At 63.5% G+C, this 14,868-nt stretch carries 14 protein-coding genes; 10 read left to right on the top strand and 4 right to left on the bottom strand.

Annotated elements, in window-relative coordinates; translation table 11 throughout:
* The first annotated feature begins 1 nt into the window (after window position 1).
* Window positions 2-907, top strand: a complete 906-nt coding sequence (locus HB375_RS10825) for an ABC transporter permease (RefSeq protein WP_167672994.1) — start codon at window positions 2-4, stop codon at window positions 905-907.
* On the top strand, window positions 904-1,707 hold the full coding sequence (locus tag HB375_RS10830) for an ABC transporter permease (protein ID WP_167672995.1): 804 nt from the start codon (window positions 904-906) through the stop codon (window positions 1,705-1,707). The genes HB375_RS10825 and HB375_RS10830 overlap by 4 nt, the downstream gene beginning before the upstream one ends.
* Here the strand turns inward: HB375_RS10830 and HB375_RS10835 are convergent.
* Window positions 1,701-3,512 (bottom strand): AsmA family protein, encoded by a 1,812-nt coding sequence (locus tag HB375_RS10835; RefSeq protein WP_167672996.1) that lies wholly within the window; start codon window positions 3,510-3,512, stop codon window positions 1,701-1,703. The two genes, HB375_RS10830 and HB375_RS10835, sit on opposite strands and share 7 nt — an antisense overlap.
* A 208-nt stretch (window positions 3,513-3,720) precedes the next feature.
* Here HB375_RS10835 and HB375_RS10840 point away from each other — a divergent pair, with 208 nt between their 5' ends.
* Together HB375_RS10840 and HB375_RS10845 are read left to right on the top strand one after the other, a co-directional pair.
* The gene (locus HB375_RS10840; RefSeq protein ID WP_167672997.1) at window positions 3,721-4,452 is read left to right on the top strand and encodes a CoA transferase subunit A; all 732 of its coding nucleotides are present in this window, start codon (window positions 3,721-3,723) and stop codon (window positions 4,450-4,452) included.
* Window position 4,453: 1 nt separating this feature from the next.
* Complete coding sequence (locus HB375_RS10845; RefSeq protein WP_167672998.1) at window positions 4,454-5,116, top strand: 3-oxoacid CoA-transferase subunit B; 663 nt, start codon at window positions 4,454-4,456, stop codon at window positions 5,114-5,116.
* Between the two features lie 59 nt (window positions 5,117-5,175).
* Here HB375_RS10845 and HB375_RS10850 read toward each other — a convergent pair whose 3' ends face one another.
* The 3 genes from HB375_RS10850 to HB375_RS10860 form a co-directional block, all read right to left on the bottom strand.
* Complete coding sequence (locus HB375_RS10850) at window positions 5,176-6,900, bottom strand: ABC transporter permease (protein WP_167672999.1); 1,725 nt, start codon at window positions 6,898-6,900, stop codon at window positions 5,176-5,178.
* 64 nt (window positions 6,901-6,964) lie between these two features.
* Complete coding sequence (locus HB375_RS10855) at window positions 6,965-8,005, bottom strand: Fe(3+) ABC transporter substrate-binding protein (RefSeq protein ID WP_167673000.1); 1,041 nt, start codon at window positions 8,003-8,005, stop codon at window positions 6,965-6,967.
* 143 nt (window positions 8,006-8,148) lie between these two features.
* On the bottom strand, window positions 8,149-8,811 hold the full coding sequence (locus HB375_RS10860; protein WP_167673001.1) for a Crp/Fnr family transcriptional regulator: 663 nt from the start codon (window positions 8,809-8,811) through the stop codon (window positions 8,149-8,151).
* 321 nt (window positions 8,812-9,132) lie between these two features.
* On the opposite strand from HB375_RS10860, the gene HB375_RS10865 reads away from it, so the two are divergent.
* The 6 genes from HB375_RS10865 (at window position 9,133) to HB375_RS10890 (ending at window position 14,867) form a co-directional block, all read left to right on the top strand.
* Window positions 9,133-10,044: a LysR family transcriptional regulator gene (locus HB375_RS10865; RefSeq protein WP_205800139.1), complete on the top strand. Its 912-nt coding sequence runs from the start codon at window positions 9,133-9,135 to the stop codon at window positions 10,042-10,044.
* 137 nt (window positions 10,045-10,181) lie between these two features.
* Window positions 10,182-10,988 (top strand): nitrilase-related carbon-nitrogen hydrolase, encoded by an 807-nt coding sequence (locus HB375_RS10870; RefSeq protein ID WP_167673003.1) that lies wholly within the window; start codon window positions 10,182-10,184, stop codon window positions 10,986-10,988.
* 11 nt (window positions 10,989-10,999) lie between these two features.
* Entirely contained in the window at window positions 11,000-11,674 is a 675-nt protein-coding gene (locus HB375_RS10875; RefSeq protein ID WP_167673004.1) for an RraA family protein, read from the top strand.
* 48 nt (window positions 11,675-11,722) lie between these two features.
* On the top strand, window positions 11,723-12,742 hold the full coding sequence (locus HB375_RS10880; protein WP_167673005.1) for an ABC transporter substrate-binding protein: 1,020 nt from the start codon (window positions 11,723-11,725) through the stop codon (window positions 12,740-12,742).
* Between the two features lie 125 nt (window positions 12,743-12,867).
* Window positions 12,868-13,986, top strand: a complete 1,119-nt coding sequence (locus HB375_RS10885; RefSeq protein WP_167673006.1) for an ABC transporter ATP-binding protein — start codon at window positions 12,868-12,870, stop codon at window positions 13,984-13,986.
* A 32-nt stretch (window positions 13,987-14,018) separates the two neighbouring features.
* Entirely contained in the window at window positions 14,019-14,867 is an 849-nt protein-coding gene (locus HB375_RS10890; RefSeq protein ID WP_246728471.1) for an ABC transporter permease, read from the top strand.
* Window position 14,868 lies beyond the last annotated feature (1 nt).

Genomic DNA, 14,868 nt, shown 5'->3' on the forward strand with positions numbered 1-14,868 from the left:
CATGGCCGGGCGCTCCCTCTCGCGGAAATGGTTGGCCGCTCTCGTCCCCGCCGTGCCTTATCTCTGGCTCGGCGTGTTCTTTCTCGTGCCGTTTCTGATCGTCCTCAAGATCAGCCTGTCGGACACGGCGGTGGCGCAGCCGCCCTACAAGCCGGTGTTCGACTGGAACGACATTGTGGGCTTCTTCTCGCAGCTCGATGTCGAGAATTTCGAGCTGCTCGTCGGAGACGATCTGTACCTGCGCGCGACGCTTTCCTCCGTGCGGATCGCGGCGATCTCGACGATCCTGCTGCTGCTCGTCGGCTTTCCCATCGCCTATGGCATGGCGCGCGCGCCGGAGCGGCACCGCTCGCTGCTGGTTGCTCTCGTCATCCTGCCGTTCTGGACGAGCTTCCTGATCCGCATCTATGCCTGGATCGCGATCCTGAAGCCTGAAGGGTTGCTGACGCAGACGCTGATGGGGCTTGGGCTCATCTCCGAGCCGCTGAACATTCTCAACACCGAAACGGCGGTCTATATCGGCATCGTCTATGCCTATCTGCCGTTCATGGTGCTGCCGCTCTATGCGACGCTGGAGAAGATGGACGACACGCTGCTCGAAGCAGCCCTCGACCTCGGCTCGACGCCCTGGCGCTCCTTCTGGACCATCACCGTGCCGCTTGCCATGCCCGGCATCATCGCGGGCTCGCTTCTCTGCTTCATTCCGGCGGTGGGCGAGTTCGTGATTCCGGATCTGCTCGGCGGGTCGGAAACGCTGATGATCGGGCGTCAGCTGTGGAGCGAGTTCTTCTCGAACCGCGATTGGCCGCTGGCATCCGCCGTCGCCATTCTGCTTCTCATCATTCTGGTGATGCCCATCGTGATCTATCGCGACGTCGAGGCACGGCGGCTGGAGACGGAACGATGACCCGCCGCCTGAGCCTGTTCAATGTCACCTCGCTGGTTTTCGGCTTCGCGTTTCTCTACCTGCCGATCCTGCTGCTGGTCGTTTATTCGTTCAACGCCTCGCGTCTCGTCACCGTGTGGGGCGGATTTTCGACGCAATGGTATGGCGCGCTGTTCCGCAACGAGGCGCTGATGGAGGCGGCCTGGGTGACGCTGCGCATCGCGCTGCTTTCGGCCGGCCTCTCGACCGTCCTCGGCACGCTGGCCGCGCTGGCGCTGACCCGCTATGGGCGGTTCCTCGGGCGTACGCTGTTCACCGGCATGATCTATGCGCCCATGGTCATGCCGGAGGTCATCACCGGCCTGTCGCTGCTCTTGTTCTTTGTCGCCATTGGCCTCGACCGCGGATTCTGGACCGTCGCGCTCGCGCACACCACGCTCACCATGTGCTTTGTCACGGTGGTGGTGCAGTCGCGGCTCATGACATTTGACCGCTCGCTTGAAGAAGCTGCGATGGATCTCGGCGCTCCGCCGCTGCGCACCTTCTTCGCGGTGACGCTGCCGCTGATCGCGCCGTCTATTGTCGCCGGGTTTTTGCTCGCCTTCACGCTGTCGCTCGACGATCTCGTCATCGCGAGCTTCAACACGGGGCCGGGCGCGACGACGCTGCCGATCAAGATCTACAGTCAAGTGCGCTTAGGATTGTCGCCGGAGGTCAACGCGGCGTCGGCTATTCTCATCGGCATCGTGACGCTGGGCGTGATCGTCGCCACCGTGCTGACCAAGCGTTCAGCAGCGCGCGCGCAACGACAGAGTCACTGAACGACGGCGAGGGGAAGCGGTTCGCTCTGCGGCAGGCCGTTGGGCCCGAAGAGGGGCTTGGCTGCGCCCGAACGCTGGATCAGCGAGCGGGCGTCCGGCGTGACGATCACGTTGTCCCAGCCGCCGTTGACATCGAAGACCATAGCGGGGGCGGCAGCCGGAGCGGGGGTGACGGCCGAAACATCCGCCTTCAGGTTCAGCGTCCGCTCGATCAGCGAAATCTCACCGTTCAGGTTGGTCACGAGGCTCGGTGAACTGAGGCGCGCTTCCGAAACCTCGCCGATCCCATCCTTCACGCTGAGGGTAAACAGGGCCAGATCGAACGGCGTGCGCCCGCCTTTCCAGTTCAACGAGGCGAGGAGAGGGCGCTTTTCCACCCGGCGCAGGGCATCGTTGAGCGCGAGGCCGACAAGTTCGCCCTCCTTCACCGTGATCGAGGTGCGGCCGTGCGACTGGCGGATCACGTCGGCCGGGCTCGTGCCCGTGCCTTCAAACTGGAACTGCCCCTGCGCACGCCCCGTGAGCCAGCGCGGCTCGCCCATGGCGGGCAGGTAGGTCGAGACATCGACGGCGTCGAAGGTGCCCTGCGTCTTGAATTCGCTCACGCCGTTGACGGAGCTGAGGAGAAGGCGGCCCTTCAGCGTGCCGTCGTGGAAACTAGCGCGTCCGATGGATGCTTCGATCCGGCCCGGCCTGACGAGGACGCTCGCCGCCATGTCGTCGAGGCGCACGAGTCCAAGCCGTGCCGCGGTGGCGGAAAGACGCAGGTCGAGGTCGTGCCCCGTCGTGCGCGACAAGTCGATGGCGTCGTCACTCCAGGTGCCCGATGACGTCCGCGTCTGTGCCAGCGGGCGGAAGAAGTCCGACAGGTTCAGGTCGCCCGCCGCCAGCGTCCCGCTGATGACAGGGCGCTCGGCGTCGAAACGCACGGCAAGCGTGCCCTCAAGCTTGTCCGTTCCCAGAGTGACGGCGACCGTCGGCCAAGTGAGGCGGCGGCGGTTCAGCGTCGCGTCGCCCTTGATCGCGAGGGCCTGCATCAGCGAGCCGAAGGGCAGGTCCATCCGGCTCCATCGTGTGAGGTCCCGCACCGACGTCGCCTCGATCAGCGTCTCGCCGGACAGGCGGGGATCGATGCCCCACAGCGCCTCGCCGGTGAGGCTCAGGTGTCCGAACGGCGCCGACAGGGTGAGCGAAACCGGGCTGATCCGGTCAGCCGCCAGGAGGGCGGGATGAAACGACGCCCGATCCAGTGTCACCGGCTCGTTGCGCCAGAAGGCGGAGCCGGCGGCATGAAGCGGCTGATCCGCGCCCGCCCAATTGACGAGGAGGTTGATCTTTTCGAGATCGGCCTCCTTGAAGTCCGTCCAGTGCAGGGACGAGGACATGATGATGAGGCGGCGCGCCTGCCGGGTGTGGGGGCGATCCGCCAGCAGGTCGGCCCAGTTAAGAGCCTGCAGGGCCTGAGAGGACGCGGTGATCGCCGCGTCGCTGAGCGCGATTTCAGAAATTTCGAAGCGCCCCAGGATCAGGGGCAGGATACGCAGTTCGCCGCGCAACGTGCCGCCATCGACGGAAACCGCCCTATTGGAAGCCGTCAGCTTCACATTCTCGAATTTTACGCGCGGCGTTGGCAGCATCGCGAAGGTGCTGCGGCCCTCGACGTTCAACTGCAAGCCGTAACGCTCTCCCAAATGCTCACTGACCGCGCTCGAGAGCCCGGTGCTCGACAGCGTCCAGGGAGCGGCTGCCGCGCCGAGAATGGCGAGCGATATCAGAGCTATGAGAAGAACGACGCGGCGAGACATGAGTTGAAATCGTGACCTTTTGTCCCGCGGCGCGAGCAAAAATGAATGGGACGTCCCCGGACGCCGCCCGGGTACGCTTGAGCTTCGTCATATATCCATACGGAGGGATTGTCTAAAGTAGGGCGAAATTGCAGGGTGCCGCCCAGTCCCATTTTGAGACTTTGAAACAGGTACGATGGTCGATTGAAGAGGCCCGAGAGAGGGGTTGATGGACAAGGTTTATAAAGATGCAGGCACGGCGATGGCCGCGCTTGTGAAGGATGGCATGACCATTATGGCCGGCGGGTTCGGCCTGTGCGGCATCCCCGAGGCGCTGATCGAAGCGATTCGCGAGTCGGGTGCGAAGGACCTGACCTTCATTTCAAACAATGCCGGTGTAGACGGCGTCGGCCTCGGCCGCCTGCTGGAGACGCGCCAGATCCGCAAGATGATTTCGTCCTATGTCGGCGAGAACAAGCTTTTTGCGCAGCAATACCTCTCCGGCGAGCTCGAGCTGGAATTCAATCCTCAAGGCACGCTCGCCGAGCGCATTCGCGCGGGCGGCGCGGGCATTCCGGCGTTCTTCACCAAGACTGGCGTCGGCACCCTGATCGCCGAAGGCAAGGAAGTGCGCGAATTCGACGGCGAGAAATACGTCATGGAGCGCGGCCTTTTTGCCGACATCGCCGTGGTGCACGCCTACAAGGGCGACACGGAAGGCAACCTCGTTTACCGCAAGACCGCCCGCAACTTTAACCCGATGATGGCGACCGCCGCGAAGATCACCATCGCCGAGGTCGAGCATCTGGTTCAGGCGGGCGAGATCGACCCGGATCACATCCACACGCCGGGCATTTTCGTGCAGCGCATCGTGCATGTGCTGAACCCGATGAAGCGCATCGAGCAGCGCACCACCCGCAAGCGCGAAACGGCGTCCGCGGGCGCCGGGGAGGAGAAATAAGATGGCCTGGACCCGTGAACAGATGGCCGCCCGCGCTGCGAAGGAACTGCGCGACGGCTTTTACGTGAACCTCGGCATCGGCATCCCGACGCTGGTGTCCAACTTCATCCCCACTGGCATGCGCGTGCAGCTCCAGTCGGAAAACGGCATGCTCGGCATGGGACCGTTCCCGTATGAGGGCGAGGAAGACGCCGACCTCATCAACGCCGGCAAGCAGACCATCACCGAACTGCCGACGACGAGCTATTTCTCGTCCGCCGATTCCTTCGGCATGATCCGCGGCGGTCACATCGATCTCTCGATCCTCGGCGCGATGCAGGTGGCGCAGAACGGCGACCTCGCCAACTGGATGATCCCCGGCAAGATGGTGAAGGGCATGGGCGGCGCCATGGACCTCGTGGCGGGCGTCAAGCGCGTCGTCGTGGTCATGGAGCATACCGCCAAGGACGAGCCGAAGCTTCTGAAGGCGTGCAACCTGCCGCTGACCGGCCAGGGCGTCGTCGACATGGTCATCACCGATCTCGGCGTCTTCACCATCGACAAGAAGGGCGGCACCGGCATGACCCTGATCGAGCTCGCCGACGGCGTCACGCTCGATGAGATCAAGACCAAGACAGAAGCGGACTTCAAGGTGGCGTTGAACGCGCGGCAATCGGCTGCGTGATCCAGCCGTCATTCCGGGACGGCCTCCGGGCCGTCCCGGCCATTGTCTCTTTGAAAAGCTCAGGAAGACACCGACGCGCTCGCTGACGAAACGCGCGTCGTCTGCCGCCCCTCGGCGCTCCGCACGAGCTGGATTACCGGCACCAATCCGACAAGCACGATGACGAGGGCGGCCAGCGAGCCGTCTTCGAACGCGCCTCGTGACGCGTGACCGTAAACGAGCGTGGCGAGCGTTTCCGTGTTGAGGGGGCGCAGCAGCAGCGTCGCCGACAATTCCTTGATGCAATCGACGAAGACGAGAAGCGCGGCGCTCGCGAGCGCCGGGCGCAGTAGCGGGATCTGGATTTTCAAAACCAGCTCGCGCGGCTTCGCACCAAGGATGCGGCCTGCATCCTCGAGGCCGGGGGAGACGCGATCGAGACCGGCGGAGATGGAGCCCGTTGCGATCGGCAGAAAGCGGATGACATAGGCGACAACGATGCCTGCCGCCGATCCCATGATGATCAGGCCGAGGTGCTGTCCGGTCAGCCAGCGCCAGATGCCGCCGATGACGGAGTCGATGCCGACGAGCGGCGTCAGGAGGCCAAGCGCCAGCACCGTGCCGGGAATTGCATAGCCGATGCCGCTGACCGCCAGCGCGCCGCGGGTCAGGCGCGTGCGCGCCAGGCGTGAGGCCGTCACCAGAACGATGCCGAGGGCGAGTGTTGTCAGGGTGGCCGCGCCCGAGAGCCCAATGGTCGTCAGGAGGTGCGTCAGGAACGCTTCGTCGAGCTGTGCGAACAAGCCACCGCTCGCCACTTCGCGGATCAGAAATGCGAGCGGAAGGATGAAGCCCATCAGCACCGGCACGGCGCAGATGACAGCCGCGAGCCAGCCGCCCGCCGCCGAAAGCCGCACAGGCTGTGTCGTGCGAGGGCGGCGGGTGGAGAGAGCATAACGCCGGTCGCGCCGTCCGCGCCGCTCCAACATGATGAGCAGGATCACGACGGCCAGCATGACGCAGGCGATCTGCGCCGCGCCTGCGAGGCTGCCGCGATTGAGCCAAGTGTTGAACACTGAGACGGTGAGGGTGCGAACGCCGAGATATTCGCTCGCGCCGATGTCATTCAGCGCTTCGAGCAAGGCGAGCGACAGGCCGACCGCCAGGGCGGGGCGGGCCAGCGGAATGGCGATGACGCGAAAGAGCTTGAAGCGGCTGGCGCCGAGCGTACGCGCCACCTCGATCATGCTCGCGCTCTGGGTCAAAAACATCGCTCGCGACGCGATGTAAACATAAGGATAGAGCACGGCGGACATCACGAAGATGCAGCCGTAGATCGAGCGGATTTCGGGGAACCAGTAATCGGCGCGCGAGGTCCAGCCCATCAGGCCGCGCAGGCCCATCTGCACCGGGCCAGCCGCGTCGAAAATCTCTACGTAGATGTAAGCCGTGATGTAGGTCGGCACAGCAAGAGGCAGGGGCAGAAGCCACGCGAGCACATCGCGACCCGGAAAGCGATGAGCGGTGACGAGCCATGCGGTGCCGATACCGATGGTGCCCGCAAGGATCGCGACGCCCGCGAGGAGCATGCCGGTGTCGAGAAGGGCGGCGGGCAGAACGTCCGCAATCAGTTTCGCCCAGAGAGTCGCTTCGCCCTGCGCTGCGATGTGCAGCAGGCTGACAAGGGGAGCGAGCACCAAAGCCGCGACGCCCACCACCACCGCGACAGACCAAAGCGGCGCGCCGTTGAGGGCACGCCGCAGGGCTGTTGCGGAGAAATGGGACGGAAGGGCGATGGTGCTCATGGACCGCGACCGAAACAAAATGAAACGCGCTCCCTGCCGGGGGAAGACTGGGAGCGCTCTCGCCTTAGCGGTCGAAGCCGACCTTGTCGACGAGTTCGCTGGCCTTGGCGCGCGCCTTGCCGACGGCGGAGATGGCCATGGCATCGGGCTTCAGTGCGCCGAAGGACTGGATCAGCGGATTGACCGCGACGCCCGGGCGGATCGGATATTCATAGTTCACATCCGCGAAGACGTGCTGCGCTTCCGGCGTGGTCATGAATTCGATCAGCTTGATGGCGTTGTCCTTGTTCGGCGCATGCTTCATCAGCGCCGCGCCGGAGACGTTCACGTGGGAACCGCCGCCCTGGAAAGTCGGCAGAATGACGTGGATCGCCTCGGCCCACTTCTTCTGCTCGGCGTTCGTGCCGTTGGTCATGAGGCCGACATAGTAGGTGTTGCCGAGGCCGATGTCGCAGACGCCCGCCATGATGTCCTTGGCGACATCGCGGTCGCCGCCGGAGGGCTTCTTGGCGAGATTGGCCTTCACGCCCTTCAGCCATTCCTCGGTCTTGGCCTCACCGTGCTTCACGATCATCGCAGCGGTCAGCGCGAGGTTATACTGGTGCTGGAACGAGCGGGTGCAGATCTTGCCCTTCCACTTGGGGTCGGCAAGGTCTTCATAGGTGATCGCGGTGTCCTTCACCCTGTCCTTCGAGGCATAGACCGCGCGGGCGCGCATGGAGAGGGCAAACCAGCGGCCCTCCGGATCGCGCAGCTGCGCGGGGACAGCGGATTCGATCGCCTGCGACTTCAACGGCTGGGTGATGCCGAGATCGAGCGCTTCCTGCAGACGACCGACATCGACGGTGATGAGAACGTCGGCGGGGCTGTTCTCGCCCTCGGCCTTGATGCGCTCGGCCAGCCCCTGTTCGGAAAAGATGGCGTTGACCTTGATGCCCGTCGCCTTGGTGAACTCGTCGAGGGTCGAGGAATAGAGGCCAGGCTCGCGGTTCGTATAGACGTTCACAACGCCCTGCGCAGAGGCCGAAAAGGCCGACCCGGCCAGCGCTCCGAGAGCGGCGGCGCCGAGAAGCAGGCCGCGAGTCAAATTGGCGTTCACCATCATCAGATCCTTCGCAATTGATCAGGCGCGCGGAATAGCTTTCCGCATGGGAGCCATGAAACACGGCGAGGATCGTGCGTCAATGAAAAAGCGAATTATTTCAATGACTTATAAGAATTCTAAAGTAGGCTTTCCTTGTAATAATTCTAAGCTGAAACCGCGTCTTCGAGCTGGCGCGCGGCGGGGGCTTCGCTTCGCAGGCGGACAATCTCCGCTTCCATCCGCTCCATGTTGTGAAACAGCCGCTCGCTGGCCAAGCGCAGGAAATAGAAGCCGAATTCGGGGTTCTGGAAGTAGAGCTGGCGCACCTCGTCATAGGTGATGCTCAACACCTCGCCGCCCTCCACGCATTCGAGGGTCTGGGTGCGTTTGTTGTCGGGGGACATGAAGCCCATCTCCCCGACCACATGGCCCTGCGGCAGTTCGATGCCGAGTTCCCTCAGGCGATAGTGCCCGGACAGGGTGTAGAACATGCAGGTCGCGGCATCGCCCTTGGCGAACAGTATCTCGCCCGCGGCAACCTTGCGCCGGGCCATAAAGGGCTTGAGCCAGCTCATCGACAGGTCGCTGTTGGAGGCGCGCTTCACCTTGCGGATCAGGCCGAGCATCTCGTAGAGCCGCACGCCGTTGAGCGGCAGCAGGATCAGGTTGACGACCATGCTGGGGTAGAGCCCCATGGAAGTCGCGTAGGTCAGCGATACGATGTTCGTCGCAATGCCGATGCAGCGCAGCGGGATGATGGTCTTCATCGCGCTGCCGGTAATGGCCAGCACCGCGCCCAGCCATCCGATCGCTTCAACCCAAGTCATGAGGTCCCGCCCGTTTATTGGTGCATTCCGTAACGGCACATATACATCAGTTGTTCGGATGTAGCAGATATGCGCCAGCGCACCTTTTCAAGGGCCGCCGACGCTCATCTTCCGGATCGAGTCAGTTCTTGGCAACCGGACCGGATTGCGGCTGGGCGTTCTTGAGAGCCGCTTGATGTCGGTCCGGTTCCCGGCGAGCTCGCCGTTGAAGACCTTGCTTCAAAGTCACGTTTATTTTCGTGGATTCCGCTTCCCCCAGGTCCTATGGTTGGCCGGAACAAAGGCCGAACACTGTTTCGGTCGCGGGAGGATATGCCTCGGATGAACCTGCGCTTTGTGGAGACGTTCATTTGGGTCGCCCGCCTGGGCAGCTTCAGCGCCGCTGCGGAAAAGCTCAACACGACGCAGGCCGCCATCTCAAACCGGATTGCGACGTTGGAGCGCGACCTCGGCATCAGGCTTTTCGAGCGCGACGTGCGCAGTGTGCGGCTGACCATGGTCGGTCAGCAGGCCATCGCGAAGGCCGAGGAGCTGGTGCGCGTCTCCAACGAGTTCCGTGAGGCGGTGAGCGACCCAGGCAGCCTGCGCGGATCCATCCGCATCGGCACTATCGATTCCATTGTGCATGCGTGGCTGCCGCAATTCATCGACAAGTTCCGCAGTCGCTACCCGAGTGTCGCCATCGACCTCAATACCGATACCAGCCTCAACATCGCGCGCGACGTCTCCGACAGGAGGATCGATCTGGCGCTCATCATGGGGCCGGTGATCGCGCCGGATCTCGTCAATCTCGACCTCTGCACCTTCCAATGCACGTGGCTGGCAAGCCCCAAGCTCGGTTTCCCCGACAGGCCGCTGACGCTCGCCGAAATCGCGGACCAGCCGATCCTTGCCTATTCCAAGGACAGCCAGCCCCATCATCGCCTCCTGCGCCAATTGGCGGAGGCAGGGATCGAGGATCCGACGATCTACAATTCCAATTCGCTCGCCACCATCATGCGGCTTGCGCAGGACGGCGTCGGCATCACGCCGCTGCCCAAGGTCATCGTGCGCGACAGGCTTGCTTCAGGGGCGCTGGTGGAACTGGACGTAGCACCCGTTTTCCCGCCTCTGACCTTTCAGGCGGTCTATTACGACCACCCCGACAACCTCATTTCGGCTGTTGCAGCGCAAATGGCGCAGGAGGTCGCACACAAATTTTCGCTCGCCCAACCGGACAAAGCGTCCTGGTAGGAGAAAAATTCCTTGTAAACCCTCATTGTGCAATGCCGAACAAGCAAAACTTGCTCTCCATAAAAAGTATTTCGCGTTTGTGCTGACTTGCCTCCGTCGCCCAACCTGCAGGCCTTAGTTCCAACGGAGGCCGGGACGTGAAAGTCAGTCTAGTCCAAATGAATTCCGGGGATGACAAGGCGGCAAACCTAAAAGCTGCCGCTGCCCTGATCGAGAAAGCCGTGAACGAGGAGGCGCCTGACCTCATCGTTTTGCCTGAATACTTCGCCTACCTCGGGGAAGGGCGTGACAATGTTCACGGCAGCGCGGAGGAGTTTCCGAATGGCGACGCTTATCGCCTGATCTCCCAGCTGGCGGCCAAGCACGGCGTGACGATCCACGCGGGCAGCATGGTCGAGCGCTCGGGCAACAACCACTACAACGCCACCGTGGTCTTCGACCCGAAGGGCAAGGAAATCGCGAAGTACCGCAAGATCCATCTGTTCGATGTCGACACCCCCGGCGGCGTCAGCTACCGCGAGTCCGACACGATCAGCCGCGGCGAGGATGTCGTGACCTACAAGGTCGGCGATGTGACGGTTGGCGCTGCCATCTGCTACGACATTCGCTTCCCCGAGCTCTTTCGCAAGCTACGCGACAAGGGTGCGGACGTGATCGTGCTGCCCGCCGCCTTCACGCTCATGACCGGCAAGGATCACTGGGAAGTGCTGGCTCGCGCCCGCGCCATCGAGACGCAGACCTACTTCCTCGCTGTCGGCCAGGTTGGCGCCCATGCAGGCGGCAAGAAGTGGTGCTGGGGCCATTCCATGGTCATCGATCCGTGGGGTCACATCGTCGCGCAGTGCTCCGACCGCGTGTCCAACACCACCGCCCGTCTCGACCTTTCTTACAACGGCGTTGTGCGCGGCAACGTGCCTGTCGCCAAGCACCACGTTCTTGCTTGAGGATATTGCCGATGTTCACTGTAAACCCCATGCCGAAGCAGATTTCTCAGGAGCTTGTCACGCTGCTTGAGAAGGTCGAAACGGCAACCGTCGGCCACTTCCTCCATTCCGGCTTCCTCGACCGCGAATTGCGCGCCGTGCTGCCGGAGAAGCGTATCGCCGGAACGGCTGTCACCGTGCGCCTGCCGCATGCGGACAGCACGATCCTGCACTATCTGACGAAGCTCGTCCGCCCGGGCGACATCGTGGTGGTGGATCGCTGCGGCGACGACAAGCATGCGTGCTGGGGCGGCGTCGTCACCCACGCCATGAAGATCGCGGGCGTGAAAGCCGGCATCATCGACGGCCCGGCCACCGACTTCTCGGAAATCCGCAAGGTCGAGATGGGCATGTGGTGCCGCGGTCCTTCGCCGATCACCACCAAGATCCTCGGCCTCGAGGGCGCGATCAACGTGCCCGTCACGGTCGGCGGACAGGTGATCGAGCCGGGTGATGCGGTCCTCGCCGACGAGAGCGGCGTGATAGTGCTCAATCCCGCCGACGCCAAGGCCGTGGCCGAGCGCGCTATCGGTATGCAGGAAGCCGAGATCAAGACGCTGGAGCGTCTGCGCAACGGCGAAAAGCTGCCGGACCTGTCTGGCGCGACCCGCATCGTGGAAGAGAAACTCCTCCGCCGCGTCGCCTGACGCGGCGGTCCTGAAGATTAGCAGCACAACTCAGAGGGAACTGAAGTAATGACGAAACTGCAAACTCTTCTCGGCGTGTCGGCGCTGGCTTTCGCTGCGTCGACACCCGCTTTCGCCGAAACGGTGACGCTCGCCGCCTATAGCGGCATCTTCCAGGACCATTACATGAAGGCCGTCGTCGAGCCCTTCATGAAGGCGCATCCGGACATCAAGGTCGAGTTCTACGGCATGCCGAACTCGGCCCAGATGCTCGGCACGCTGCGTGCGCAGAAGGCCGCGCCGCAGATCGACGTGGTCATCATGGACGTGTCGGTGGCGAAGGCCGGGACGGATGAAGGCCTGTTCGACAAGGTGGACGAAAGCGTCTCGAAGAACGTCGCGGATCTCTATCCGGCCGCCCACGCGCAGGGCGTCAACGGCGTCGGCGTGACCTTCGACAACCTCGTTCTGCTCTACAACAAGGATCAGGTGACGACGGAGCCCACCTCCTGGAACGTCCTTTGGGACAAGCAATATGCGGGCAAGGTCGCCATTCCGGCCGTTCCCGACATTCAGGGCACGACGCTGACCATCATCGCCAACAAGATGGCGGGTGGCGGCGACTACAAGAAGAGCGTGGAAGCCGGCATCAAGAAGCTCACCGAACTCGCGCCGAACGTGCAGACCTGGGACCCGAAGCCGGACGTCTATGCGCCCATCGCCAACGGCCAGGCGGCGCTCGGCATCGGCTGGAATGCCCGCGCGCAGGTTTACGCCAAGAGCACCGGCAAGCTCGGCGTGGTGATGCCGCAGGAGGGGAGTGGCTTTCAGATCAACACGATTAACCTCGTGAAGAGCTCGCCCAGCAATAAGGCGGCAAAGACCTTCATCGACTATGCGCTGAGCCCCGAGGCACAGACCGCGTTCAATGAAGAGATGTTCTACGGCCCGACGAACTCCAAGGCGAAGATCGCGAAGACCTCGCGTTCCATGGACAAGATGATCGACATCGACTGGATCGCCGTCGCGGGCATCCGCGATGGCATCACCGAGCAGTGGCGCCGCCGCGTCATCCCGCTCAGCCGCTAAAGCAGGCGTTGCGCCGACCACAGGTCGGCGCAACCGTTTGATCCGATCATCATTCTCCGCATGACCGGGAAGCCGCCTTCGCTCTCCCGGTCATGCCTTCGCCGAAGGCTCGCTTGGAACACGTCATGATGCATCAGAAGATCCTTTCCGGGACCCCGACCGCCTCGACCGACCGCGATGTGCATCTGCGCCTCGACGGGCTCACGAAACGCTATGGCGACTCGGTCGCCGTCGCCGCTTTGGACCTCGCCGTGCCGAAAGGCGAACTGGTCGCGCTCCTCGGCCCCTCAGGCTGCGGCAAGACCACGACCCTGCGCATGATCGCAGGCCTCATCACCCCCAGCGACGGCCGCATTATCGTTGGCGGTAGCGACATCACCGCGTCGCCGACCTACAAGCGCGACATGGGCCTGGTCTTCCAGAGCTACGCGCTGTTCCCGCACATGACGGTGGCGAAGAACGTCGCCTTCGGTCTCGAGATGCGCTCGGTGCCGAAGCACGAAATCGAAAAGCGCGTGAAGGAAGCGCTCGCCATGGTGCGGCTCGAAGCGCTGTCCGAGCGCAAGCCGCGCGAACTTTCCGGCGGCCAGCAGCAGCGGGTGGCGCTGGCACGCGCCCTCGTGATCCGCCCCTCGATCCTGCTTCTCGACGAGCCGCTGTCGAATCTCGACGCGAAGCTGCGCGACGAGATGCGCAATGAAATCCGCGACATTCAGCAGAGCCTCGGCATCACCGCCGTTTTCGTGACGCACGATCAGGTCGAAGCGCTCAGCATGTGCGACAAGGTCGTGGTCATGAAGGGCGGCCAGCTCGAACAGATTGGCACGCCCGTCGATGTGTACGAGACCCCCGCGACGCCGTTCGTGGCCTCGTTCGTCGGCCGCACCAACCGGCTCGAGGGCATGGCGAACGGAGACGGGACCGTGATCGTCGGAACCGGCGGCTTACGCGTGCCGGGCCGCCCCGGCGGCAAGGTGGAAATCTTGATGCGTCCGCATCGCCTCAAGCTCGTCGATGCGAACGCCGCGCCGGAGGGCTCTGCCGAGCGCTTCAATCGCCTCGCCGGAACCCTGACGCGCATCACCTTCGTCGGCGATCTGTTGCAATACCACGTCGATGTGGCGGGTTCGGAAGTCATCGTCGAGGCCGCCTCCGATCATGGGCGCGGATTCTGGCGGGCGGGCGCTCCGGTCGCGATCACCTGGCGCGTGGAGGACACGATGGTGTTCGGGAGGGGCGCATGACCGCCTCCACCACCATCGACGCCGCGCCGGCGATGCCGCGCTTCGCGCTGGGCCGCGCGGGCACGGCTACCGCGCTGCTTCTGCCCATCGCGCTCATCAACGCCATCGGCTTTCTTCTGCCCGTTTTGAACCTGCTGCGTATGTCGTTCAACGAGGCGCTGGCGGGCGGCGGCATACGCGAGACCTTCATTCTCGACAACTGGACCGGGCTGTTCGGGGATTCGTTTTATCTCGAACTCATCATGAACTCGGTCTCGGTGAGCCTCGGCATCACCTTCCTCACCCTCGTGGTGTCATACCCCATCGCCCTTTATCTCCACCGCAGTTCCGGGCGCTGGCGGACTTTTCTCACGGTGCTGGTGATCTCGCCGCTTCTTACCTCGGCGGTCGTGCGCACCTATGGCTGGATCGCGCTGCTCGCCGACCAGGGGCCCATCGTCAAGACCATCGCAGCGCTCGGCATCACACCGCCGCGACTGATGTTCAACACAACCGGCGTCGTGATCGGGCTCACCGAAATTCTCATGCCCTACATGATCCTGTCGCTGCTCGCCGGGTTCGGGCGTCTCGATCCGCGCGTGGAGGAGGCCGCCATGACCCTCGGCGCGCCGCCGTCCAAGACGTTCTGGCGGGTCATCCTGCCCCTGACTCTTCCGGGCATCGCGCTCGGTTGCCTGCTCTGCTTCGTGCTGGCGGTATCGTCCTTCATCACCCCGAAGCTGCTCGGGGGAGGGCGCGTCTTCCTGCTCGCGACGGAAATCTACGACCAAGCCATCGTCACCCTGAACTGGCCGCTCGCCGCGACGCTCTCGATCCTCGTGCTCGTGATCTTCGGTGCGGCGCTCGCCGTCTATGCCCGCGTGCTGCGCGTGATCGAGTAGG

Origin of the sequence: Microvirga terricola (assembly GCF_011777495.1) — a bacterium.
Lineage (GTDB): Bacteria > Pseudomonadota > Alphaproteobacteria > Rhizobiales > Beijerinckiaceae > Microvirga > Microvirga terricola.